This window comes from Fusobacterium sp. SYSU M8D902 (assembly GCF_040199715.1).
In the GTDB taxonomy this organism is placed as follows: Bacteria; Fusobacteriota; Fusobacteriia; order Fusobacteriales; family Fusobacteriaceae; genus Fusobacterium_A.
Genome location: NZ_JBEFNA010000004.1, coordinates 72,057 through 95,373 on the forward strand (window position 1 = coordinate 72,057; position 23,317 = coordinate 95,373).

The 23,317-nt window shown below is 30.3% G+C and carries 25 protein-coding genes and 1 pseudogene; 10 read left to right on the forward strand and 16 right to left on the reverse strand.

Annotated features, from left to right (window positions below):
• Nucleotides 1-33 precede the first annotated feature (33 nt).
• Genes rsxC through ABNK64_RS03530 form a run of 6 tightly spaced genes read left to right on the forward strand, consistent with a single transcriptional unit; the run spans nt 34 to nt 5,070 of the window.
• Nucleotides 34-1,344, forward strand: coding sequence for an electron transport complex subunit RsxC (rsxC, locus tag ABNK64_RS03505; RefSeq protein WP_300342597.1), 1,311 nt, complete (start codon nt 34-36; stop codon nt 1,342-1,344).
• A 43-nt stretch (nt 1,345-1,387) separates the two neighbouring features.
• Nucleotides 1,388-2,332 carry an RnfABCDGE type electron transport complex subunit D gene (locus ABNK64_RS03510; RefSeq protein ID WP_349763481.1) on the forward strand — a complete coding sequence of 315 codons (945 nt, stop codon included), beginning with the start codon at nt 1,388-1,390 and terminating at the stop codon, nt 2,330-2,332.
• Nucleotides 2,322-2,855 (forward strand): RnfABCDGE type electron transport complex subunit G, encoded by a 534-nt coding sequence (locus tag ABNK64_RS03515; protein ID WP_300342593.1) that lies wholly within the window; start codon nt 2,322-2,324, stop codon nt 2,853-2,855. Before ABNK64_RS03510 ends, ABNK64_RS03515 begins: the two co-directional genes overlap by 11 nt.
• Nucleotides 2,855-3,463, forward strand: a complete 609-nt coding sequence (gene rsxE, locus ABNK64_RS03520; protein ID WP_300342591.1) for an electron transport complex subunit RsxE — start codon at nt 2,855-2,857, stop codon at nt 3,461-3,463. The genes ABNK64_RS03515 and rsxE overlap by 1 nt, the downstream gene beginning before the upstream one ends.
• Before the next feature lie 2 nt (nt 3,464-3,465).
• Entirely contained in the window at nt 3,466-4,050 is a 585-nt protein-coding gene (gene rsxA / locus ABNK64_RS03525) for an electron transport complex subunit RsxA (RefSeq protein ID WP_291256475.1), read from the forward strand.
• An 18-nt stretch (nt 4,051-4,068) separates the two neighbouring features.
• Entirely contained in the window at nt 4,069-5,070 is a 1,002-nt protein-coding gene (locus tag ABNK64_RS03530) for an RnfABCDGE type electron transport complex subunit B (protein WP_291256476.1), read from the forward strand.
• A gap of 51 nt (nt 5,071-5,121) precedes the next feature.
• Here the strand turns inward: ABNK64_RS03530 and ABNK64_RS03535 are convergent, their stop codons facing one another.
• Entirely contained in the window at nt 5,122-5,760 is a 639-nt protein-coding gene (locus tag ABNK64_RS03535) for a GNAT family N-acetyltransferase (protein WP_349763482.1), read from the reverse strand.
• A gap of 277 nt (nt 5,761-6,037) precedes the next feature.
• Between ABNK64_RS03535 and ABNK64_RS03540 the strand changes: the two genes are divergently transcribed.
• Genes ABNK64_RS03540 through ABNK64_RS03550 form a run of 3 tightly spaced genes read left to right on the forward strand, consistent with a single transcriptional unit; the run spans nt 6,038 to nt 8,866 of the window.
• Nucleotides 6,038-7,048 carry a TRAP transporter substrate-binding protein gene (locus tag ABNK64_RS03540; RefSeq protein ID WP_300390384.1) on the forward strand — a complete coding sequence of 337 codons (1,011 nt, stop codon included), beginning with the start codon at nt 6,038-6,040 and terminating at the stop codon, nt 7,046-7,048.
• 19 nt (nt 7,049-7,067) lie between these two features.
• Nucleotides 7,068-7,538, forward strand: a complete 471-nt coding sequence (locus ABNK64_RS03545) for a TRAP transporter small permease (RefSeq protein ID WP_349763483.1) — start codon at nt 7,068-7,070, stop codon at nt 7,536-7,538.
• 20 nt (nt 7,539-7,558) lie between these two features.
• Nucleotides 7,559-8,866 carry a TRAP transporter large permease gene (locus ABNK64_RS03550; protein ID WP_300342500.1) on the forward strand — a complete coding sequence of 436 codons (1,308 nt, stop codon included), beginning with the start codon at nt 7,559-7,561 and terminating at the stop codon, nt 8,864-8,866.
• Nucleotides 8,867-8,994: 128 nt separating this feature from the next.
• Here the strand turns inward: ABNK64_RS03550 and ABNK64_RS03555 are convergent, their stop codons facing one another.
• The 15 genes from ABNK64_RS03555 to nadA form a co-directional block, all read right to left on the reverse strand.
• Complete coding sequence (locus tag ABNK64_RS03555) at nt 8,995-9,924, reverse strand: transketolase family protein (RefSeq protein ID WP_349763484.1); 930 nt, start codon at nt 9,922-9,924, stop codon at nt 8,995-8,997.
• A gap of 20 nt (nt 9,925-9,944) precedes the next feature.
• The gene (locus ABNK64_RS03560; RefSeq protein WP_349763485.1) at nt 9,945-10,763 is read right to left on the reverse strand and encodes a transketolase; all 819 of its coding nucleotides are present in this window, start codon (nt 10,761-10,763) and stop codon (nt 9,945-9,947) included.
• A gap of 22 nt (nt 10,764-10,785) precedes the next feature.
• Nucleotides 10,786-11,430 (reverse strand): fructose-6-phosphate aldolase, encoded by a 645-nt coding sequence (fsa, locus tag ABNK64_RS03565; RefSeq protein WP_349763486.1) that lies wholly within the window; start codon nt 11,428-11,430, stop codon nt 10,786-10,788.
• Between the two features lie 12 nt (nt 11,431-11,442).
• The gene (gene araD, locus ABNK64_RS03570) at nt 11,443-12,138 is read right to left on the reverse strand and encodes an L-ribulose-5-phosphate 4-epimerase (RefSeq protein ID WP_349763487.1); all 696 of its coding nucleotides are present in this window, start codon (nt 12,136-12,138) and stop codon (nt 11,443-11,445) included.
• Nucleotides 12,132-13,001: an L-ribulose-5-phosphate 3-epimerase gene (locus ABNK64_RS03575; protein ID WP_349763488.1), complete on the reverse strand. Its 870-nt coding sequence runs from the start codon at nt 12,999-13,001 to the stop codon at nt 12,132-12,134. The genes araD and ABNK64_RS03575 overlap by 7 nt, the downstream gene beginning before the upstream one ends.
• Before the next feature lie 3 nt (nt 13,002-13,004).
• Nucleotides 13,005-13,640, reverse strand: a complete 636-nt coding sequence (locus ABNK64_RS03580; protein WP_349763489.1) for a 3-keto-L-gulonate-6-phosphate decarboxylase UlaD — start codon at nt 13,638-13,640, stop codon at nt 13,005-13,007.
• Nucleotides 13,641-13,657: 17 nt separating this feature from the next.
• Nucleotides 13,658-14,107, reverse strand: coding sequence for a PTS sugar transporter subunit IIA (locus tag ABNK64_RS03585; protein ID WP_349763490.1), 450 nt, complete (start codon nt 14,105-14,107; stop codon nt 13,658-13,660).
• A 13-nt stretch (nt 14,108-14,120) separates the two neighbouring features.
• Entirely contained in the window at nt 14,121-14,399 is a 279-nt protein-coding gene (locus ABNK64_RS03590; protein WP_291259141.1) for a PTS sugar transporter subunit IIB, read from the reverse strand.
• 42 nt (nt 14,400-14,441) lie between these two features.
• Nucleotides 14,442-15,881: a PTS ascorbate transporter subunit IIC gene (ulaA, locus tag ABNK64_RS03595; protein WP_300342482.1), complete on the reverse strand. Its 1,440-nt coding sequence runs from the start codon at nt 15,879-15,881 to the stop codon at nt 14,442-14,444.
• A 31-nt stretch (nt 15,882-15,912) separates the two neighbouring features.
• Nucleotides 15,913-16,977, reverse strand: coding sequence for an L-ascorbate 6-phosphate lactonase (gene ulaG / locus ABNK64_RS03600; RefSeq protein WP_349763491.1), 1,065 nt, complete (start codon nt 16,975-16,977; stop codon nt 15,913-15,915).
• 77 nt (nt 16,978-17,054) lie between these two features.
• Nucleotides 17,055-19,058, reverse strand: a complete 2,004-nt coding sequence (locus tag ABNK64_RS03605; RefSeq protein WP_349763492.1) for a BglG family transcription antiterminator — start codon at nt 19,056-19,058, stop codon at nt 17,055-17,057.
• Between the two features lie 222 nt (nt 19,059-19,280).
• Nucleotides 19,281-19,790 (reverse strand): transcription repressor NadR, encoded by a 510-nt coding sequence (locus ABNK64_RS03610; protein ID WP_349763496.1) that lies wholly within the window; start codon nt 19,788-19,790, stop codon nt 19,281-19,283.
• Nucleotides 19,791-19,803: 13 nt separating this feature from the next.
• Entirely contained in the window at nt 19,804-20,655 is an 852-nt protein-coding gene (gene nadC, locus ABNK64_RS03615; protein ID WP_349763493.1) for a carboxylating nicotinate-nucleotide diphosphorylase, read from the reverse strand.
• The gene (locus tag ABNK64_RS03620; RefSeq protein ID WP_349763494.1) at nt 20,639-21,949 is read right to left on the reverse strand and encodes an L-aspartate oxidase; all 1,311 of its coding nucleotides are present in this window, start codon (nt 21,947-21,949) and stop codon (nt 20,639-20,641) included. Before ABNK64_RS03620 ends, nadC begins: the two co-directional genes overlap by 17 nt.
• A gap of 2 nt (nt 21,950-21,951) precedes the next feature.
• On the reverse strand, nt 21,952-22,851 hold the full coding sequence (nadA, locus tag ABNK64_RS03625) for a quinolinate synthase NadA (RefSeq protein WP_349763497.1): 900 nt from the start codon (nt 22,849-22,851) through the stop codon (nt 21,952-21,954).
• A 245-nt stretch (nt 22,852-23,096) separates the two neighbouring features.
• Here nadA and ABNK64_RS03630 point away from each other — a divergent pair.
• Nucleotides 23,097-23,317 (forward strand): annotated as a pseudogene (locus ABNK64_RS03630) (IS1182 family transposase); the annotation flags it as partial.

The window sequence follows — 23,317 nt, forward strand, 5'->3', positions numbered from 1 at the left end:
GTAATTAACTTTAAAGTTGAAAGGAGATTTTGTATGAAATTTTTTGGTTTCAGAGGAGGAGTGCATCCACCTGAAAATAAAATTCAAACAGAAAATATGGCTGTTGAAGAACTGAAAGCACCAAAAATGTTGTATATCGCATTATTACAACATATCGGATCACCACTAGATCCAACTGTAGCTATTGGAGACAAGGTTTTAAAGGGACAAAAAATAGCTGATTCTCAAGCTTTTATGTCATCACCTATTCACTCTCCAGTAAGTGGAACAATCAAGAAGATAGAAGAACACGTTTTTCCTTTAATGGGAAGAATTAAAACTATCATTATTGAAAATGATGAACAAGAGACTTGGGCAGAGCTACCTAAAATCGAAAACTGGGAAGCTGCTGACAAAAAAGATCTACTTGCTATGATTAGAGAGAAAGGTATCGTTGGTATTGGAGGAGCTAGTTTCCCTACTCATATCAAACTTAATCCACCAGCTGATGCTAAAATTGATACTCTATTACTTAACGGAGCTGAGTGTGAGCCTTATCTAAACTCAGATAACAGACTTATGCTTGAGCACCCAGAAAAGATAATAAACGGTATCCAAATTATAAAGAAAATTCTTGGAATAAACAATGCCATAGTAGGTATTGAAGAGAATAAACCTGAAGCTATTGCTTCTATGAAAAAAGCTGCTGAAGGAACTGGAATTCAGATAGCACCTTTAAAAACAAAATACCCTCAAGGAGGAGAAAAACAACTTATTAAAGCTGTTCTAGATAGACAGGTTCCATCTGGAAAACTTCCATCTGCTGTTGGAGTTGTAGTTCAAAATACTGGTACTGCTGCTGCTATATATGATGGTATCGTTAATGGTATCCCATTAATAGAGAAAGTTGTTACTGTTTCAGGAAAAGCTATTGCTACACCTAAAAACGTTAAAATAGCTATTGGAACACCATTCTCTTATCTATTGGATTATTGTGGAGTAAATAGAGAGATAGTTGATAAGCTTGTAATGGGAGGACCTATGATGGGAATGGCTCAATTCTCTGAAGATGCCCCTGTTATAAAAGGAACTTCTGGACTATTAGCTCTTACTAGAGAGGAAACAAATCCTTACAAACCTAAATCTTGTATTGGGTGTGGAAAGTGTGTAGAAGCTTGTCCTATGGGATTAGAGCCTCTTATGTTTGCAAGACTTGCTGCTTTTGAGCAATGGGAACAACTTGGACAATTCAGCTTAATGGATTGTATTGAGTGTGGATCTTGTGCATACATCTGTCCAGCTAATAGACCACTAACTGAAGCTATTAAAATAGGAAAATCTAAATTAAGAGCAATGAAAAAATAGAAATAATTATAACTAAATTGTTATTAAGTTACAGGAGGGTAAAGTGACTAATATTTTAAAGATGGGGCCATCGCCTCATATAAGAACATCAGAAACAGTTGAAAAAGTAATGTATGATGTAATTATATCATTAATACCAGCGTTTCTATTTGCTGTTTATGTATTTGGTATAAGAGCATTTATAGTAACTGCTGTATCTATACTTACTTGTATGGTTACAGAGTATTTATGTCAAAAAGTAATGGGACAAGAGCCATCTATATTTGATGGAAGTGCTATTATTACAGGTATATTATTTGCTTTTGTAATTCCAGTTATTATGCCACTACAATATGTAGTTGTTGGTTGTGTGGTATCAATTGGTTTAGGTAAAATGGTATTTGGAGGGCTTGGACACAATGTATTCAACCCTGCTTTAGTAGGAAGAGCTTTCGTTCAAGCATCTTGGCCAGTAGCTATCACTACATTTGCTTATGATGGAAAAGCTGGAGCTACAGTACTTGATGCTATGAAGAGAGGTATTAACCTAGATTCTGTTCTATTAGAAGGTGGAAACCAATATTTACAAGCTTTCATTGGAAGAATGGGTGGATGTTTAGGAGAGACTTCAGCACTTGCATTATTAATAGGTGGAATATACCTAATCTATAAAAAGCAAATTGATTGGAAAGTTCCTGCAATTATAATTGGAACTGTATTCGTTTTAACTTGGGCTATGGGTGGAGATCCTGTAATGCATATACTATCTGGAGGACTTTTCTTAGGAGCTTTCTATATGGCTACTGATATGGTTACAAGTCCTTACACTAACAAAGGTAAGATAATCTATGCTTTACTATTAGGACTTCTAATCTCTACTATAAGAATGAAAGGTGGATATCCTGAGGGAGTTGCATACTCTATCTTAATTATGAATGGAGTTGTACCTCTAATCAATAGATATACTAAACCTAAAAAATTTGGTGAGGTGAAAGCTAATGAAAAATAGATTTGTACATTATGGACTAGTTCTATTAGTTATAGCTGCAGTCTCAGCAGGAATCTTAGGATTAGTTAATGATTTTACTAAAGTTGTTATTGCTCAAAACAATGAAAAAGCACAAAATGAAGCTAAAAAACAAGTTTTAACTTCAGCTAATGAGTTTAAAGTTGCTGAGGCAATTGATGTTGAAGATCTATCTTTTGTTCCTGGATATGATGCTAATGGAAACAAAGTTGGATATGTTGTAACAGTTGCTCAACCTGGATATGCAGGAAATATCACATTTACTCTTGGAATTAACTTAGATGGTACAATTGCTGGAGTAAGAGTTATTAACCAAGCTGAAACTCCAGGACTAGGAGCTAAAATAGCTGGAATAGAGTGGCAAGATCACTGGATTGGAAAAAATTCTTCTTATGAATTTAATAAATCTGTTGACGCCTTTGCTGGAGCTACAATATCTCCTAACGCTGTTTATACAGGACTTATGAGAGCTTTAAAAGCTTATGAAACTGGGGTGAGTAAATAATGAAAAATAATTATGGAAAAATAATATTATCAGGAATTTTTAAAGAAAACCCTATATTTGTACTATTTTTAGGACTATGTCCAACACTTGGAGTTACAAGTTCAGCAATGAATGGTCTATCTATGGGATTAGCTGTTATTGCAGTTCTTGCTTGTTCTAACTTAATTATTTCTGCTCTTAAGAGCGTAATTCCTTCACAAGTTAGAATACCAGCATATATTATGATTATTGCTTCTCTAGTTACTATAGTACAAATGGTTATGGAAGCATATACTCCTGATTTATATAAGGTACTAGGACTATTTATTCCTCTTATCGTTGTTAACTGTATTGTACTTGGAAGAGCTGAAAGTTTTGCATCTAAAAATGGAGTATTCGCATCTTTCTTAGATGGTATTGGATCAGGACTTGGATTTACTCTTGCATTAACAGTTTTAGGAATGATTAGAGAGGTTTTAGGAAACGGAACTATATTCGGATTAAGAGTTACACCTGAATCATATTCACCAGCTCTTATATTCATACTAGCTCCTGGAGCATTTATTACAATTGCTTTCATCAAAGCTTTCCTTAACTATCTTGATATGAAAAAGAGTAAGGAGGGATAATCGTGAGTTTTGGTAGTTTATTTAGTATCATTATTGGTTCAATTTTTATAAATAACGTTATTTTTGCTAAGTTCTTAGGATGTTGTCCATTTATGGGAGTTTCTAAGAAAGTTGATGCCTCTTTAGGAATGGGAATGGCTGTTACATTCGTTATAACTATTGCATCTGCAGTAACTTGGCTTGTTTATCATTTTATATTAGCTCCTTTTGGATTGGAATATCTACAAACTATTGCTTTTATTCTAATAATTGCAGCATTAGTTCAATTCGTTGAGATGGCTATTGCTAAAACATCACCATCACTTTATAAAGCGTTGGGAGTTTTCCTACCTCTTATAACTACAAACTGTGCTGTACTAGGGGTTGCAATCATCAATATTCAATCTGAATACAACTTTATTGAAACTCTTGTAAATGGTTTCGCAGTTGCAGTAGGATTCTCACTTGCATTGGTTCTACTTGCTGGTATAAGAGAAAGAATAGAGTATTCTGCTATCCCAGCACCATTTAAAGGAATTCCAATTGCCTTCATCTGTGCAGGTTTACTTGCTATGGCATTTATGGGATTCAGTGGTATGAAAATTTAATAATTATTGGAGGTAAATATGGAAGCGATATTAATACCAGCAATTGTGCTGGGGTTAACAGGACTTGCAATGGGACTTTTCCTAGCTTTTGCTTCAATTAAATTCGAAGTTCAAGTAGATCCTAAAATAGAAGCGATTAGTGGAATTCTTCCTGGAGCAAACTGTGGAGGATGTGGATATCCAGGATGTTCTGGATATGCAGCTGCAATAGTTGAAGAGGGAGCACCTATGTCATTATGTGCACCTGGTGGAGCTGCTGTAGCGGCAAAAATTGGAGAGATTATGGGAGCATCTGTAGATGTTTCTGGTGAAAAAGTTGTAGCTAGAGTTTTATGTCAAGGTGACAACACTAAGACTTCTAAAATATATGATTTTGATGGAGAACTTCAAACTTGTGCTGCTATGATGCTTTATGCTGGTGGAGACAAGTCTTGTGTTTACTCATGTTTAGGTCATGGAGATTGTGAAAAAGTTTGTCCTGTTGGAGCTATTAAAGTTAATGCTAATGGAATAGCTGAAGTTGATGAGGATAAATGTATCTCTTGTGGACTTTGTCAAAAAGCTTGTCCTAAGAAGGTAATAGCTATGTTACCACAAAGTAAAAAAGTTACTGTTACTTGTTCTTCTAAAGAAAAAGGTGTTAACGCTAAAAAAGCTTGTTCTGTAGCTTGTATCGGTTGTGGAATATGTGCTAAGAACTGTCCTGTTGGAGCTATCACAGTTGAAAACAACCTTGCTAAGATAGATCCAGCTAAATGTATCTCTTGTGGAATATGTGCTACTAAGTGTCCTACTAAGGCTATTGTAAGCGATATTAAAGAGATTAAAAAAGCTGAAATTATAGAAGACAACTGTAAAGGATGTACAGCTTGTGCTAGAAAGTGTCCTGTTGGAGCTATCGAAGGAGCTGTAAAAGAGAAACACCACGTAATAACTGATAAATGTGTTGGTTGTGGAATCTGTTTTGATACTTGTAAGTTCAAAGCTATAAAAATGAATGTTGTTGATACATTAAAATAAGTTGATTAAGTAATTATAAAAGGTGCTCTATTTAGGGCACCTTTTGTAATTTTATTCATCTAATTCTATACAAGCTTTTTGATACTCCAATTGACTCTCTTGAAATCCCTTTTCTCTGTATGGAAATCTCTTTTCAAACTCTTCTATCTCTTCTGGAGTTGCTTCTAAGTCTTTTGAAAACAATACATATCCCGATATCTCTTTTAAAGCTTCAGCATACAAAGGAAGCACTAAAAGCCCCTTATAAAATTTCATATCTGGCATAGATATGTTATAATTTTTTCCTCCTAAAAAACCATAACTCTTATAGTAGTATGGATAACCTAAAGTCAATATTCCCTTATATCCTTGCTCCTTTGCCTTCTCAATAGTATATTCTATCAATTTTTTTCCTAGTCCTTGGTTTTGAAATTTTTTAGAGATAAATACAGGTCCAAAAGATATTGTTTGATGCCTATTTTCTTCAGAATCTACAACTGTTGATAAAGTATAGAAAATTCCACCTTCCACTTGACCATCAACCTCTATTATATAAGTTAAATCCTTTATAAGATCTGAACTCTTATGTAATTTATTAATGATCGTAGGAATATCTGTTCCTGGAAAATATAGATCCCAAAAAGCATCTCTTGCTATCTCTATAACTCTTTCATAATCTCTTTCTTCTTCTTTTCTTATAATTGTATCCATTATCTTCCTTCATAATATTCTTCTCTAATTAATGAGTATTATACCATAATTTAAAAATTCTATAAACAGAACAATTATTTTTAAATTACGTTACTTTTTCTAACTCGTTATTTCACATGATTGTATATAGAATTTAACGTTTTATTAACGAACGTTAAATATTTTTTTAAATTGTTTTTTTATTAAATATATATTGACATTAATATCAAAAAGTATTATACTATTATTGTTCTTAATTACAAACTTGTTCTTAATTACGAAAAAAGGGGAGGCAAATATGAAAAAAATATTAATTTTAGGAAGTTTAATTCTTATGGGAATGTTTACTGGATGTTCTGATGATAAAAAGGAGGAAAAAAGTGAAACTGCAAAAGTTAAAACACAAGTTTTAAAAGTTGCTTTTAACCAGTCTGAAAAACATCCTCAATACAAGGCTTTAGAAGAATTCAGTAAAGAGTTAGAGGCTCAAACAAATGGTGCTTATAAATTAGAAATATCACCTAATGAATTATTAGGAGATCAAAGAGCTACTGCTGAACTTGTACAAAATGGAGTTATTCAAATGTCTGTTGTTGGTAACCCTGTAGTTGAAAGTTTTAATAAAGACTTTGCTGTAATTGGTTTACCATATCTTTATGATAGCTTAGAGCATCAGAAAAAAGTATTTCTATCTGATGTTTTAGATCCATTATTTAAATCAACTACTTCAAGTGGATTTGAAGTTATAGGAGCTTTCACTGCTGGTGCTAGATGTCTATATACTAATAAACCTATGACTCAACCTTCTGATCTTAAAGGATATAAATTTAGAGTTATGCAATCTGATACTATGAAAAAAATGGTTGATTATATGGGTGGAGTAGGAACACCTATGGGACAAGGAGAAGTTTATACTGCTGTTCAACAAGGAGTTATTGAAGGTGGAGAAAACAATGAAGTTACTTATGTTGATTTAAAACACTATGAAATTGCGCCATATTTTTCATATACTAACCACTTAATGGTTCCAGATTTAATTATTGTTAACGAAAAATTCTATAATGGAATGACTCCTGAAAATAAAAAAATATTTGATGATTTGATGAAAAAAACTATAGAAAAAGAGTTTGAAGTATGGAGTGAAAATGTTGAAACTGCTAAAAAAATAGCTATTGATAATGGAGCTCAATTTATAGAAGTTGATATTAAACCTTTCCAAGAAAGAGTTAAACCTTTACAAGATGAAGTTGCAAATATTTCTGATATGACTAAAAAAATCTATACTGATGTTAGAGCTTTAGCAAATTAAATAATTTAAGGAGAAAATAATGGAGTGTATAAAAAATATACTTGATAAAATAATTGAAATTTTCTGTATTGTTATTTTAGGAGTAATGACACTTTTGGTTACTTGGCAAGTTATAACTAGATATTTTTTCAATAATCCTAGTGTTGTTACAGAACAAACTTCTCAATATCTTTTTGTTTGGCTTGTTATGTATGGATCTGCCTATGTTTTTGGAAAAAGAGAACATATGCAAATTTCATTTGTTAGAGATTTATCTCCTAAAAATTTGAGAAAATTCATTGATATTTTTCAAGAAATTATTATAACTATATTCGTAATAGGTGTTATGGTTTATGGTGGATATTTTACCACTCTTAAACAGATGGGACAAACAGATGCTGCACTACAAATTCCTATGGGAGTAGTGTATTCAGCTGTTCCTATTAGTGGTGTTATCATTATATTTTATGCTATTTATAATATTAAAACTCTAATTAGAAAAAAATATTAGAGGTTCAAAAGGAGAGATTTATGGATTTGGCAGTACAAGTTGGCTTAATAATTTTTGTTACTTTGATAATTTGTTTAACATTGGGAGTCCCTATCAGTATTAGTATTGGACTTTCTTCAACTTTGGCAATGTTAGTTGTATTACCATTTGATGGAGCTATGATTACTTCTGCCCAAAGAGTTTTTATTGGAACAAATTCTTTTTCTCTTTTAGCTATACCATTTTTTATACTAGCTGGAAATATTATGAATACTGGTGGAATTGCTATTAGATTAATTAATTGTGCAAAATTATTGGGTAGTAAATTTTACGGTCCATTAGCTCAAGCAAATGTAGTAGCTAATATGTTATTTGGAGCTATTAGTGGTTCTGGAGTTGCTGCTGCTGCTGCTGTTGGTGGAACTATTGGTCCTATTCAAGAAAAAGAAGGCTATGATAAAAAATACAGTGCTGCTGTAAATATTTGTTCTGCTCCTACAGGAATGTTGATTCCTCCTAGTAATACTTTGATTGTTTATTCAACTGTTGCTGGTAGTGTATCAGTTTCAGCTCTTTTTATAGCAGGTTATTTACCTGGTATTTTATGGGGAATTGGAATAATGATTGTAGCAGCTCTCATGGCTAGAAAATTAAAATATAAATCAGAAACTAAAAATAATTTTCAAACTATTTTAAAAGTTGTTTTTGATGCTATTCCTAGTTTACTACTTATTATTATAGTTATTGGTGGTATTTTAAAAGGAATATTTACTGCAACTGAGGGATCTGCTATAGCAGTTGTCTACTCTTTGATACTATCTTTTATATATAGAGAGATGAAGGTTAGTGATTTACCTAAAATATTTTTAAATTCTGCTCAAATGACAGCAATAGTTATCTTTATGATTGGGGTTTCTTCTATTATGTCTTGGGCTATGGCTTTTGCTCATATTCCACAAAAAATAGCTGAAATTTTACTTGGAATAACTGATAACAAAATTATAATACTTATCATTATGAATATTTTACTTTTAATAATAGGTACATTTATGGATCCTACTCCTGCAGTATTAATTTTTACACCAATATTTTTACCAATAGTTCAAAGCTTTGGAATGACACCAGTTCATTTTGGAATTATGTTAGTTTTCAACTTATGTATTGGAACTATAACTCCACCAGTTGGACCTATATTGTTTACTGGTTGTAAAGTAGGAAATGTTACTATTGAAGAAGTTTTTAAATGGTTATTACCTTTTTATATAATAACAATTATTATCTTATTCATTGTTACATTTGTACCTGCATTTTCATTATTTTTACCTCAATTATTTGGTTTGATAAAATAATTCTAATATAAAAAAAGAGAGAGATTCTTTTCTCTCTCTTTTTATTTAACTGTTTTTATATTTTATAAGAGAATTTTTTTGATGATTTTTAGATAATAAATAAACATAAAATATTATATAGTACAATTTTATAAATTTTCTTTTATAATTTCTACAAGTTTTTCACTTGTTAAATTATAGTATTTTAATAATTCAGTTGCTTTACCACTTTGACCAAATTTATCATATATTCCTAATTTTTTTATTTTTGTAGGATGTATTTCTGATAAATATTCAGATACTGCTGATCCTAATCCTCCTATTATGGAATGTTCTTCTGCTGTAACTATAAATTTAGTCTCTTTAGCTGCTTTTAATATTGTTTTTTCATCCAATGGTTTTATTGTTCCCATATTAATTACTCTTACAGATACTCCTTCTTTCTCTAAGATATCTGCTGCTTTTAGAGCTTCTATTGTCATCAATCCTGTAGCCACTATTGTAACATCATTACCTTTTTTTAAAATATTAGCTTTACCTATTTCAAAATTATAAGTAGCTTCATCAAATATTGTTTCTACATCTAGTCTTCCCATTCTAATATACACTGGACCATCATACTTAGCTGCTTCAAATATCATTTTTTTGGTTTCTACTGCATCTGCTGGTGATAAAACTACCATTCCAGGGATAGATCTCATAAGTGCTATATCTTCTACTGACTGATGAGAACCACCATCTTCTCCTACTGTAATCCCAGCATGAGTAGGAGCTATTTTAACATTTAATTTTGGATAGGCTATAGAATTTCTTATCTGTTCAAATCCTCTTCCTGCTGCAAACATTGCAAATGTAGATGCAAATACTATTTTTCCACAACTAGCTAACCCTGCAGCTGTTCCCATCAAATCTGCTTCTGCTATTCCAAGATTAAAATGTCTTTCAGGGAATCTCTCTTTAAATAAATTTGTTTTTGTTGATTTTGTTAAATCAGCATCCAATACTATAACATCTTTATTTATAGTTCCTAATTCTACTAAAGCTTCCCCATAAGCTTGTCTTGTTGCCTTTTTACTCATATTTTTCCTCCAATTGATGCTTAATCTAATAATTCAGCTATAGCTCTATTTTTTTCTTCTAGTGTTGGTGCTGTTCCATGAAATCCACACACATTCTCCATAAAAGAAACTCCCTTTCCTTTCACTGTTTTTGCCACTATAACAGTAGGTTTTTCTTTTTCTTTTTTAGCTTTTTCTAATGCATCAAAAATTTGTTGAAAATTATGTCCATCTATTTGTAAAACATTCCATCCAAATGCTTTCCACTTATCCACTATTGGTTCTATTCCCATTACTTTATCTACTTCACCATCTATTTGCAAATTATTAAGATCAATAAAAGCACATAAATTATTAAGTTTATAATGAGCAGAAGTCATAGCAGCCTCCCATATTTGTCCCTCTTGTTGCTCTCCATCTCCCATTATTATATAAACTCTATAATCTTTATTTGATACTTTCCCAGCTAATGCCATTCCATTAGCTACTGATAATCCTTGTCCCAAAGAACCTGTGGACATATCTATTCCTGGAACTTTTTTCATATCTGGATGTCCCTGTAAAATGGAACCATATTGTCTTAAAGTTTTTAACAATTTCTCGTCAAAATAACCTCTATTTGCTAATATTGAATATAAGGCAGGTGCTGCATGTCCTTTAGAAAGTACAAATCTATCTCTATTTTCATCCTTAGGTTTTTCAGGATTTATATTTAGTTCAGAAAAATATAGTGTAGTTAAAATATCTACACATGATAGTGAACCACCTGGATGTCCTGAATTTGCTTCAAATATCATCTCTATTATATCTCGTCTTACTTTTCTAGCTATTTTTTCTAATTTTTTTATATTTTTTTCCATATTTTTACCTCAACTTTATTTTTTACTTAACTGCATTTTCCCAATCTTTCAAAAACTTTTCAATTCCTCTATCTGTCAATTCATGTTTTGTCATAGCAATTAAAGTATTATATGGAATAGTTGCTATATGTGCTCCTGCCTTTGCAGCTTCTTTTACATGCCATGGATTTCTCACACTAGCTGCTATTATCTCCGTTTTTATACCATGTTTATCAAAAATTGTTGAAATATCTGAGATTAACTCTTCACTACTAATTCCTATATCATCTAATCTCCCTAAAAATGGGCTCACATATGTTGCTCCTGCTCTTGCAGCTAATAAAGCTTGTGAAGCACTAAATATCAATGTTACATTTGTTTTTATTTTCATAGATGTCAATTTTTTACAAGCTTTTAACCCTTCAATTGTCATTGGTATTTTTATAACAATATTTCTATTTAGCTCTGCTAAAGGAATCGCCTCTTCTACCATTTTATCTGCTTCTAACGAAACTACTTCAGCACTTATTGGACCATCAATTATTTCTGTTATCTCCTTTATAACCTCTTTAAAATTTCTTTTTTCTCTAGCTATTAAACTAGGATTTGTAGTTACACCACAAATTACACCCATTTCATTAGCGTTTTTTATTTCTTCTATATTTGCAGTATCTATGAAGATTTTCATTATTATCTCCTCCTATTTTTGTCCATAATATGAATTAACTCCATGCTTTCTTAAAAAATGTTTATTTAATAACTCATTTTGCATAGAATTTATATTTTTATTTAAAATTTCTGTATTATATGCCATTTTAGCTAATTCTTCTAATACAACAGAATTATGTACTGCTTCTTCTGGTGTTTTTCCCCAAGTAAATGGTCCATGTGAATAAACAAGTACACCAGGCATATTATCTGGATTTATTTTTTCTTTTTCAAATGTTTCAACTATTACTTTTCCTGTTTCTAATTCATAATTTCCATCTATTTCTACTTGAGTCATTTTTCTAGTACAAGGAATGCTTCCATAAAAATAGTCTGCATGTGTAGTTCCATAAGCTGGAATATCTCTACCAGCTTGTGCCCAAATAGTAGCCCATGAAGAATGAGTATGAACTACACTTCCTATATTTAAAAATTTTCTATACAATTCTAAATGCGTTGGTGTATCTGATGATGGTTTTAATTTTCCTTCGACTATATTTCCATCTAAATCTATAACTACTAAATCCTCAATTGACATATGATCATATTCTACTCCACTTGGTTTAATTACTACTAGTCCCTTTTCTCTATCTATTCCACTTACATTTCCCCAAGTATATGTCACTAAATTTCTTTTAGGTAATTCTAAGTTAGCTTTTAAAACTTCTTCTTTTAATTTTTCTAACATATGTATCCACCCTTTTTCATTTTATCTTCTATCCACTCTTTAGCCTTTTTTATCTCTTCTAAAGGATTTTCACTTTTTTCTGTCCACATTTCTATTAATAATGGTCCTGTATAATTCAACTCCTTTAGCACTTTAAATAACTCAATAAAATCTACACACCCTTCTCCAAAAGGAACATCTTTAAATTTTCCTGGAAAATCAGGTGTTACTGCTAAAGTATCCTTCAAATGTATTGCACTTATTTGTCCTTTTCCTTTTATTAATTGCATTCTTACATTATTTCCCCAAGCAGTTAAATTTCCTATATCTGGATATACAGTCAAAAATGGTGACTTTAACTCTTGAGCTAATTCTAAATATTTAGGAATAGAGTTCATAAATGGATGATCCATAATTTCTATCGAAAGCATTACATTTGCTTGTTCTGCCCATTTTAAAGATTGTTTCATTCCTTCAATATACAATTTCTTGGTATTCTCATTACTCTTTTCATAGTAAACATCATACCCTGCCATCTGTATATTTCTAATTCCTAAATCACTTGCCAATTCTATAGCTTTTTTCATTAATTCTAAAGATTTTTTTCTTATCTCTTCATTTTCACTTCCCAAAGGAAATCTTCTATGCCCACTAAAACACATTGAAGGTACTCTAACTCCTGTTTCTAATACTGCTAAAACAAATTCCTTTCTTTCATCTAAGGACCAATCCAATCTTGCTAATCTCTCATCTGTTTCATCTATTGAAATTTCAACAAAATCAAACCCTAACTCTTTAGCATACTCTAATCTTTTTCTCCAAGTTATATTTTTAGGAAGTGCTTTTTCATATATTCCAAGAGGAAATTTATCCAATTTATACATAAATTACCCCCAAATTCTCTTAATTTCTTCTTTCCATTTATTAGCTTCTTCTCTAGGATTTTCTGCATCTCTTAAAGATCTACCAGCTATAAAACAGTATATATTCATTCCTTTAAATAATTTTAATGTCTCTAACTCTAATCCACCTGTTACAGAGACTTTAAATCCCATATCTATCAATCCTTGAACTTTATCTAAATCTTTTTTCCCCCAAGTTTCTCCAGCTAATAATGCATCTCTACTTTGGTGATATACTACTTGTGATAATCCTGCTTCTTTCCATTGTTTTGCATGTTCATATGTCCAATCTCCATATAGTTCAACTTGTAAATCATCCATCTCTTTTAAAGCTGCTTTCATTGTTGGAATTGTTGCTGAACATATTACAGTCATCCAGTTAGCTCCTGCATTTTTACAGTTTTTAGCTACTGTTCCTCCCGCATCTGCACATTTAGTATCTGCTAATATGATCTTATTTGGAAATAGTGCTCTCAAACATCTCACTGCTTCCATCCCTTCTTGTAAACATAAAATTGTTCCTGCTTCTACCACATCAACTACTTCTCCTAAAATGTTAGCTGATTTTATGGCATCACTTAATGTATTATTATCTAAAGCTACTTGCAATAATGGTTTCATTTATAACCTCCTATAATCTAACGTATTAAATTTAAAATTTCTTCTGGATTTTTTGCTAATTTTATTTTCTCTATATTATTTTCCTCTTCAAATAAGTCTGCAACCTGAACAATTCCAAATTCATTATGATTCTCAGCACTTGTTGCTGCAAGAGTTATTAGTATATATACCTCTTCCTTTGCTCCATCTTTTTCAAAAACTACTGGTTCTTTTAATGTTATTAGGCTAAAAGAATCTTTTATTACTCCTGCTTCTGGTCTTGCATGAGGCATTGCAACTCCTGGAATAATTATATAATATGGTCCATATTTTTGAGTATTCTCAACAATTGCATGATAATAATCTTCTGTTATTGCACCACTTTTCTCTAATAAATTTGTTCCAAGCTTTATAGCATCTTTCCAATCCTTAGCTTCACATTGTAAAGAGATTGAATTATTTTCAATTAAGGCTTCCTTTAAATTCATAGTAGTCCTCCATTTATTTCAATTTTTCGAGTATTTTTTGTTCCATCTCTTTTACGTCTAATATATTTTTTAAGGCTATAATTTTAGTCTTTGATGTTTCTTTTAACTGTGAAGCTAGATGTACAGAAGCAATCACTAAATCATATCCTCCCAATGAAGTTTTAGCTTGTCCTATACTACAATTTTCACATACTGCTTGAATTTTATTTTTATCTAAAATATTTTTTGCTTTTAATTTCATTAATGTACTTGTTCCCATTCCATTTCCACAAACCGCCAATAATTTTATCATATATATCTCCTCCTAAATTTTCATTCTCTAATCTTCTCTTTTTTAATATTCAGTTGTTTCGACTTCATTATTAAAATAGAACTCTGGATTATTTACTTTTTTATACTGTAAAATTGGTATTATTAACATTATAACTATACTTATGATATAACCTATCATTCCTAAATTATTCATTAACAAACCTTGTCCTAACCATAAAGTACTCTGATCTATATTTCCATGCCAACCACCAAAATTTTGTAGTTTAAACACTGCTACACAAACTGCTCCTAATGTAACTTGAAGTATTCCACAGGCAAATGGTAATAAAGTTGCTGCTCTTGCTCCTCCTCTTTTTTCTGCAAATATTGCTATTGTTGCGTTATCAAAGAACACTGGAACAAATCCTGTTATTATAAGTATTGGTGATTTAAATATTAATAGTCCTGCTATTGCAACAAATTGCCCCAATGCTCCAAATATAAATCCAAATAATACTGCATTTTGTGATCCAAATCCATATACAGCTGCACAATCTACTGCTGGCATAACTCCTGGTAATATTCTATTTGATATTCCTTGAAATGACTCTGTTAATTCACTTACAAACATTCTTACACCCATCATTAAAATTGCTAAATATACAGAAAATGATAGTGATTTTGACAATATATAAGTTATAAAACTTAAATTTTGTGGAAATGTTGGATCAATTTTTCTCATATATTCTTCACCTAATATAATTAAAATTGTTCCAAAGAAAACAATCATTAATGTCCCTGTAGCAACTATATTATCATGAAATATTGATAACCATTCTGGTAATTTTAAATCATCTAATCTTTTATTCTCATTTCCTATTTTAGGAGCAATTTTATCTGTTAACCATACTGCAAACATTTGTTGATGACCCACCACAAATCCTGCTCCATCTGTTAATCTTTGAGTAGCTCCAACAGTTAAATTTGTAGCTACAGCCCAATAAACACCTACAAACACACCTATTAATATTGCTCCTGTAGCATTTCTATATTGAGGAAAAGCATAAAAAATAATCCATGTAGCTGTAGTTGCTTGTTGTACCATTATATGACCTGTTATAAACAGAGTTCTAATTTTAGTAAATTTTCTAAATAGTACTAATAAAATATTTAAAATAAATCCTACTAATAGTGCTATCATTGTCCAAGATGTTGTTAATCCAATACTCTCTAAAGCACTATTTACAGCATTTAATCCAAAATATGGATCTATTACTGCTGCATTTAATCCAAATCTATCATTTAACCCTGCTAATATAGGACGAAATGTTTTTACTAACCCCCCAGCACCAACATTTAATATCATATATCCTACTGTAGCTTTTATAAATCCTGAAAAAGCCTGATGAATAGGCTTTTTCAGTAACAAATAACCAATGAATACCAATATTCCAACAAAAAATTCTGCCTTTGTTAAAATATTATTTACGAAAAACTCAAAACTTGATATTAATAATTCCATTTTTATCCCTCCATTTTAGATTCATATAATCCTATAGCATTGATTTAAATGGTAAATCTGGTTCTATTGCAAATGCATCATGGAATCCTCTATCATACATATATTCTAATCTATCCTTATCTTGTGGCCACACAAATTTTCCTCCAACTTCCCATATAAATGGTTTAAATTGATATTGTAATCTATGTTTTCTCATTTTCCATAAATATAATATCTCTTTAGGATCAGCCTTAAAATTTGTCCAAATATCATGGTGTATTGGAATAACTACTTTAGCATTCAAGCATTCTGCCATTCTTAACATATCTACTGAAGTCATTTTGTCAGTCATTCCTCTTGGATTTTCACCATAAGAACCTAAAGCTACATCAATTTTATAATCATTTCCGTGCTTTGCATAATAATTAGAATAATGTGAATCTCCACTATGATATATATTTCCTCCTGGAGTTTTTATCAAATAATTTACTGCCAATCTATCCATATCTTGTGGCATTTTATCTTTTAAAACTACACCTGCTGGAGCTGTTACCAATTCAGTTCTGTCAAAAGAATCCAAAGCAACTATCTCAACATCTTTTATTTTTATAATATCTCCTGGTTTTACTACTATACATCTTTCCTTTGGTACTCCCCAACTTATCCATAAATCTACACATGCTTCTGGCCCTATAAATGGAACTGATGAGTCACAATTTTGTAAAACAGCAGCAGCTACATTTTCATCTATATGATCTCCATGATCATGTGTTGCTAATATTGCATCAACCTCTTTTATTGCAAATGGATCTATAACACATGGTACATTTCTTAAATTTGGTTGTAAAGCAACACATCCTATCATTCTTTGATGTTGATGTTGTTTCTTCATTAGGGGGTTAGATGATGATTTTTTTCCTGTTTTTACCCATAAATCAATACACAAATTTGTATTTCCTTCTGTCTTTATCCAAACACCAGTACATCCTAACCACCACATAGCAACACTTCCTGGTTTTACTATCTCTTTTTCAATCTCTTCATTCAACCAAGTTCCCCACTCTGGAAAAGTACTTAAAATCCATGATTCCCTTGTTATACTATTAACTTTTGACATAATGTTTACCTCCTGGATATTTATTTTGTTTTATTTACACTATAATTGTATTACAATATCCAAATAAGTTAAACTTATTATTTTTTACAATATTTTTTTACAAATTTTATAAAATCAAAATCTTTCTTTTCCATCATTTCTATTATTTCTATGAAAGCATCTAAATGTTCTTTATTATCTATTGATGAAAAAGCTACAATCATCTTAACTGGAATATCTCCTGGAAAAAGAACTTCTTTTTTTAATCTAACTATCGAAAATGCTGTTTTTACAACTTCTCCTTCACTCTTAGCATGAGGAAAAGCTATTCCTGGTAAAATAATTGCATAACTTCCATATTTTTTTATACTTTCTACCATATTATCCACATATTTCTCTGTTGAATATCCATATTTTACTAAATTTTCTCCTGCTTTTCTTACTGCCTCTTCCCAATTATCAACTTCTATACTATCTAAAATAAGATTTTTATCTAACATATCAAAAATTGTAATTTTTTTCTGCGAAATATCATCTACTAAAATATTTCCTAAAACTCCATTTAACTCTTTTAATAACATTTTTTCATCTAAATTTGTAGTAACTTTTTTTACAGCTTCTAATACTTCTGAAAAAAGAACTTTTTTACTTGATTTTTGTAGATCTTGCTTATTTAATTTTTGTAAATCTTCATTTGTTAAAATAGGATTTACTTTTATTACAGGTATTCCTTCATCTAATTCTTTTAATTCAACTGTACTAACTATTAAATCTATATCCTTATAGTATTTTTTCTTTTTATACTGATGATAAGGTAAAATATCTATAATATTTACAGAATACATATCTTTTAACTGTTGAGCAAGTAATTTTGATGTTCCATACCCCCAACCACATATAACTAATATATTTTTCTTTTCTTTACTTCTTACTTTATTTCTATCTATTGCAGCTCTAAAATGTATCACTATAAAAGCAACCTCATCTTTTGAAAATTTATTTTGTATAAATTCTTCTAACTCCTCTAAAATTTCTTTAGTTATTTCAAAAAGATGTGGATATATTTCTACAACTTCTTCATATATTGTATTTTCTAATTCTATTCCATTTTTTATCCTATAAATTGTAGGTTTTATATGATTTATTAAACCATCTAATAGGACCTCATCATTAGAAATGTCTATATCAATTCTCTTATTAAAATTATATATCATTTTTTTTATTAAAAGCTCTATCTCTACCCAATTTTCAAAATAAGAGCATTCTAAATTATAGTTATGACTTCCTAAAAAGTAATCTGCTATTTTTAAATACTCTACTTTTCCCATCTCTATTTCATAATTAGCCTCCAATAATGCTTTTCCCTTTTCAACAGCTTTATATTCCAAAGTTTCTTCTAAAAATTTTTCATTTTTTATTTTTTTAAGTTCGTATCCTTTTTTTACCATTAATAAAGATATCTTTAAATATTTTTTTATAATTTCAAAAGCTTCATCAGAAATGATTTTATTCATTATTTTTTGGCAATAATTTATAAAAATTACTATCCCATCTTCATTTAAATCAAAATAATTTCGCATTACTTTTTTAAATAACTCATTTTTAGAATGATTAATTTTCCTTATTAATTTTAGAGCACAAAGTCTTATCTTTTCTTCTTCTCCTATTATTTCTAACCCCTTTTTATGTGATATTTCTAATTTTAAATTATATTCCTTTAGAACCTCTTCTATTTTTTTTAAATGAAGTTTTATAGTACTTCTACTAACATCCAACTCCTCAGCTAAATGAACTTGATTAATAATTCTTTCAAATAATATTTTTAAAGTTATATATATTTCTCTTTCTTCACTTGAAAAATTTGAACTTTTATAATTTTTCTCTAATATCTCTAACAATTTCTTTTTATTTCCTATTTTTAAGCTACCCTTACTTAATTCTAACCCCAGTTCTTTTACATCTAAAGTTTCAAATATCTTTTCTATTTCATATCTTAAACTTCTTTCACTAAAATTTAAGATCTCTGCTAATTCTTTTAAATTCTTTTCTTCATCTGTATTATAGAGTATCTGTAATATTATAATTGATTTACTTCCTAACATAATTTTACCCCTCTCTTTTCCATTTTTTTGTAAATAAAAAAGACATAATTATCCCCTGAATAGTTAATTCTAACTATAACATAACCAGGAGATGATTATGTCTATATATTATTTTAGCATATTTTATAATTTTTTCAAATATTTTTTTCGTATTTAATATATTATGAAAAGATATTGTAATTAAAAATATTAATTTGGAATATCTTTTTCACGATTCACTTTTTACTCAACTATAAATTTTTTCTCTTTTAATTCAGCCTCAATCAGATTTAAAATCTCCTCACTCTCAGCTTCAACAGTATGATAGTGTTTACTCAATGTAAGATTTTTTAGTGGAGATATATTTTTAGTTTTTAATTTTTCTATAAACTCTCTAACCTTTCTTCTTGAATTGATATTCAAGTTAGCTCTTATATCCCCATATATCTCATGTGTAACAAATACATCTAAAACTGTTCCTCCCAAATCTACAACTAGGTTCAATTCATTTTCAGTATCCTCATCACTATGCATAACTTCAAACACTCTTCTGCAATTTTCAGAAGTTTTTAGTACATATCCCTTTGTTGTTGATGAGATATCATTTTCCTCTGCTCTTAACAGTGCAATGTCCTGAACTATCACCTGTCTACTCACATCTAACAATTTTGCTAATTCAGTTCCTGATATAGGCTTAGTTGTATTTTTTATCAATTCTAAAATCTTTTTACGTCTCTCTTTACCTGTCAAAATTTTCTCCTTTCATTTACAATAGTTGAAGATTTTTTAGAGAAAAATCCAAAATAGGTGCTGAGTGTGTCAATGCTCCACTTGAAATATAATCTATTTTTATTCCTTTTAATTTTTCAATATTTTCTTTTGTTATATTTCCTGAACACTCTATTTCTGCTCGTCCATCAATTATCTTAACAGCTTCTCTTATCATATCTGGAGCCATATTATCAAGCATTATGATGTCAGCCTTAGCTTGTACAGCCTCTCTCACCATATCCAAATTCTCAACTTCTACTTCAATTTTTCTTACAAAAGGGGCATAAGCTTTAGCTAAATTTATAGCTTTAGCAACTCCACCAGCAGCCTGAATATGATTATCTTTTAGTAGAATTCCATCAGATAAGTTATATCTGTGATTGTGACCTCCACCCACTTTTACAGCATATTTATCAAAGATTCTCATATTAGGAGTAGTCTTTCTAGTATCGAGTAACTTAATTCCACTTTCTTCCAATAATTTTACCATACTATGTGTATAAGTTGCAATACCACTCATATGTTGTAAGTAGTTTAAAGCTGTTCTCTCCCCTGTTAATAAAACTCTAATATCTGAAATTATCTCTCCTATAATATTTCCTTTCTTTACAATATCTCCATCTTTATAGTTGATATTGAATTGAACCTCATTACTCAAAAGCTCAAAAGTTCTTTTAAAAACCTCTATTCCTGCCAAAATTCCATCCTGTTTACAAATCAATGTAAATTTTCCCAAAGTTCTATCCTTGATGATAGAATTAGTAGTTATATCCTCATTGGGAACATCCTCTTTCAGTGCCATAATTATCAAATCATCTACATTTATCTTATTAGTTACTAAATCCATTCCTACTCTCCTTCATTCTCTTATCCTTTTCTATTGCTATAAATAGCTCCTCTTTTAACTCTTCAAAAGATAGCTCTCTACTCTCCACTTTTTCATCAATACTGTGTTGATAAAACTCCTCTTTTAGCAATCTCTCATTTATATCCAAAGCTGCTCTCTCACTAAAAACTAGACTCTCCAATAAAGAGTTACTTGCTAATCTATTAGCTCCATGTACACCATTACAACTAGTCTCTCCCACTGCATAGAGATTTTTCATAGATGTAGAACTTTTTAAATCCACCTCTATTCCCCCCATAAAATAGTGTTGAGCTGGAACTACTGGTATACACTCTTTCTCTGGGTCATATCCTTCTTCTAAACACCTTTTAACAATGTTAGGAAAACGTTCCTTGATATCTATACCCTTTTTCATAATCGGTCTCATATCAAGCCATACAGACTTTCCACCATCTTTTTTCATCTGTTCCAATATAGCTTTTGTTACAACATCTCTAGGTTGTAATTCATCTGTAAATCTTTCATATTTTTGATTGTATAAGAGGGCACCTTCACCTCTTACAGATTCAGAAATAAGAAATCTTCTCCCCTTCTTCTCAGAATAAAGTGTAGTTGGGTGTATCTGTATATAGCTAATATCCTTTATTTTTATATCATGTTTTAAAGCAATTCCTAAAGAATCTCCAGTTAGATGTGGAAAGTTAGTTGAATTCTCAAATATTCCTCCTATTCCTCCAGTTGCCAAAACAACCATTTTAGAATAGATATTGAATATCTTTTCATTTGAATCTTTTACTACTATTCCTTCACAATTATTATTATTATTGATAATATCCAACATACTTGTTTTTTCTACTATTTCAATATTCTCTCTTCTCTTTACCTGAGCTAATAGTTTGCTTGTAATCTCCTCACCTGTTATATCCTCATGATAGAGTATTCTCTCCTTAGAATGTGCTCCTTCTCTAGTAAATAGAAGCTTTCCATCTTTTGAATTAAAATCTACACCATAATCAATCAATTCCCTTATAATATCTTGAGATGAATTTATCATCACCTCAACAGATTTTTTATTATTTTCATAGTGCCCCGCTTTTAAAGTATCTTCAAAAAAGCTTGAAAAATCATCTTTTTCTTTCAATACACATATTCCACCTTGAGCTAAAAAAGAGTCACTCTCCTCTAATTTCTCTTTAGTAATTAGCAGTATCCTTAAGTTTGATGAGAGGTGCAAAGCTGTAAAACAACCTGAAACACCTGTCCCCACAACAATAACATCATATTCTCTCTTCATCTTTATCTCCCTAATTGTAACATTTTTTTCAAAGGTTTTATTGCCTCTACCTGTATATTACTCTCTATAATAATCTCATTGTCCTCTTCACTCAATGTTTTGTATATATTATCTAAAGTAATTTTTTTCATATCTAAACACTCCATCTTAGGTTCTGGATAATAGAATTTTTTATCTGGATTTCCACTCTCCAATTCATATAAAATACCTAATTCAGTGCAGATTATAAACTCACTATTCTCACTTTTATTTACATAGTTGATAATTCCAGATGTACTCCCTACAAAGTCACCTAGCTGTACTACCTCATCTCTACACTCTGGATGAATTAATACCTTAGCCTGAGGATATCTCTCTTTCAATAGTTCTACATCCTCTTTTAACAGAGTATGGTGTATTGGACAATATCCGTCATTTAAAATAATATTTTTATCTTTAACCTTAGTGGCTACATAACTTCCTAGATGCTTATCAGGAATAAAAAACACATTCCTATTCTCTAACTTTTCAACAATTTTAACTGCATTAGCTGATGTTACACATATATCACTCTTACTTTTTATCTCAGCTGTTGAATTTACATAACATACTACAGCCAAGTCATCATATTTCTTTCTCATCTCATCAATCTGCTTTAAAGTGACCATATGAGCCATAGGACAATCAGAATTCATATCTGGAATTAAAATCTTTTTATTGGGATTTAATAATTTAACACTCTCTCCCATAAAATATACTCCACACATTATTATAATATCCTCTTTTAGTTCTTGTGCTTTTTCACTTAAATAGTATGAATCACCAATGTAATCAGCCACCTCTTGAACTTCATTTCTAGTGTAGTAATGTGCTAGTATTACTGCATTTTTCTCTTTCTTCAACTTATTTATCTCATCTTTTATATTCATCTTTCCTCCTGTACACAATATGTAAAGACAGTTGTCTTGTCAGTTAAAAGTATAGCAAATTAAATTAGTAATTTCAAGTTTTTAGTTAAATAAATAAAAAAGGGGCTGTTGCAAACTTAATAGCCATATGTTTTAAAATTAGCTAAAGAGATTTTTTAATCTCTTTGGCTTTTTTATTTTTAAAATAAAAAAGGTATAAAGTACTCGAAATTTTTTCAAATTTCTAATACAATATACCTATGCAAAAACTAATTAATAATAGCATGTATTTTAATTTAATTCAACCTAAAATTTTTAATTTTTTACAATATCACATTCCTGAGGATGATTCTGTAAGAAAACTTAGCGCCATTTTGGAGGAAATGGACTTTTCTAAACTTTTGCAAGCATTTTCTTACAAAACAAAGGTTCATCCAATTAGAATGTTCGCCATTATTCTATATGCCTATTCTAGAGGTAT

Bases quoted from the DNA above. Each gene is read 5' to 3' on its own strand.
- ABNK64_RS03590 (WP_291259141.1), bottom strand. From the start codon at position 14,399: ATGATAAAATTATTGGCGGTTTGTGGAAATGGAATGGGAACAAGTACA.
- ABNK64_RS03620 (WP_349763494.1), bottom strand. From the start codon at position 21,949: ATGAAGAGAGAATATGATGTTATTGTTGTGGGGACAGGTGTTTCAGGT.
- ABNK64_RS03580 (WP_349763489.1), bottom strand. From the start codon at position 13,640: ATGAAACCATTATTGCAAGTAGCTTTAGATAATAATACATTAAGTGAT.
- fsa (WP_349763486.1), bottom strand. From the start codon at position 11,430: ATGAAAATCTTCATAGATACTGCAAATATAGAAGAAATAAAAAACGCT.
- rsxE (WP_300342591.1), top strand. From the start codon at position 2,855: ATGAAAAATAATTATGGAAAAATAATATTATCAGGAATTTTTAAAGAA.
- ABNK64_RS03575 (WP_349763488.1), bottom strand. From the start codon at position 13,001: ATGTATAAATTGGATAAATTTCCTCTTGGAATATATGAAAAAGCACTT.
- ulaG (WP_349763491.1), bottom strand. From the start codon at position 16,977: ATGTCAAAAGTTAATAGTATAACAAGGGAATCATGGATTTTAAGTACT.
- rsxC (WP_300342597.1), top strand. From the start codon at position 34: ATGAAATTTTTTGGTTTCAGAGGAGGAGTGCATCCACCTGAAAATAAA.
- ABNK64_RS03585 (WP_349763490.1), bottom strand. From the start codon at position 14,107: ATGAATTTAAAGGAAGCCTTAATTGAAAATAATTCAATCTCTTTACAA.
- ABNK64_RS03560 (WP_349763485.1), bottom strand. From the start codon at position 10,763: ATGGAAAAAAATATAAAAAAATTAGAAAAAATAGCTAGAAAAGTAAGA.
- araD (WP_349763487.1), bottom strand. From the start codon at position 12,138: ATGTTAGAAAAATTAAAAGAAGAAGTTTTAAAAGCTAACTTAGAATTA.
- ABNK64_RS03605 (WP_349763492.1), bottom strand. From the start codon at position 19,058: ATGTTAGGAAGTAAATCAATTATAATATTACAGATACTCTATAATACA.
- ABNK64_RS03515 (WP_300342593.1), top strand. From the start codon at position 2,322: ATGAAAAATAGATTTGTACATTATGGACTAGTTCTATTAGTTATAGCT.
- ABNK64_RS03530 (WP_291256476.1), top strand. From the start codon at position 4,069: ATGGAAGCGATATTAATACCAGCAATTGTGCTGGGGTTAACAGGACTT.
- ABNK64_RS03550 (WP_300342500.1), top strand. From the start codon at position 7,559: ATGGATTTGGCAGTACAAGTTGGCTTAATAATTTTTGTTACTTTGATA.
- ABNK64_RS03555 (WP_349763484.1), bottom strand. From the start codon at position 9,924: ATGAGTAAAAAGGCAACAAGACAAGCTTATGGGGAAGCTTTAGTAGAA.
- ABNK64_RS03545 (WP_349763483.1), top strand. From the start codon at position 7,068: ATGGAGTGTATAAAAAATATACTTGATAAAATAATTGAAATTTTCTGT.
- ABNK64_RS03540 (WP_300390384.1), top strand. From the start codon at position 6,038: ATGAAAAAAATATTAATTTTAGGAAGTTTAATTCTTATGGGAATGTTT.
- nadC (WP_349763493.1), bottom strand. From the start codon at position 20,655: ATGGATTTAGTAACTAATAAGATAAATGTAGATGATTTGATAATTATG.
- ulaA (WP_300342482.1), bottom strand. From the start codon at position 15,881: ATGGAATTATTAATATCAAGTTTTGAGTTTTTCGTAAATAATATTTTA.
- ABNK64_RS03535 (WP_349763482.1), bottom strand. From the start codon at position 5,760: ATGGATACAATTATAAGAAAAGAAGAAGAAAGAGATTATGAAAGAGTT.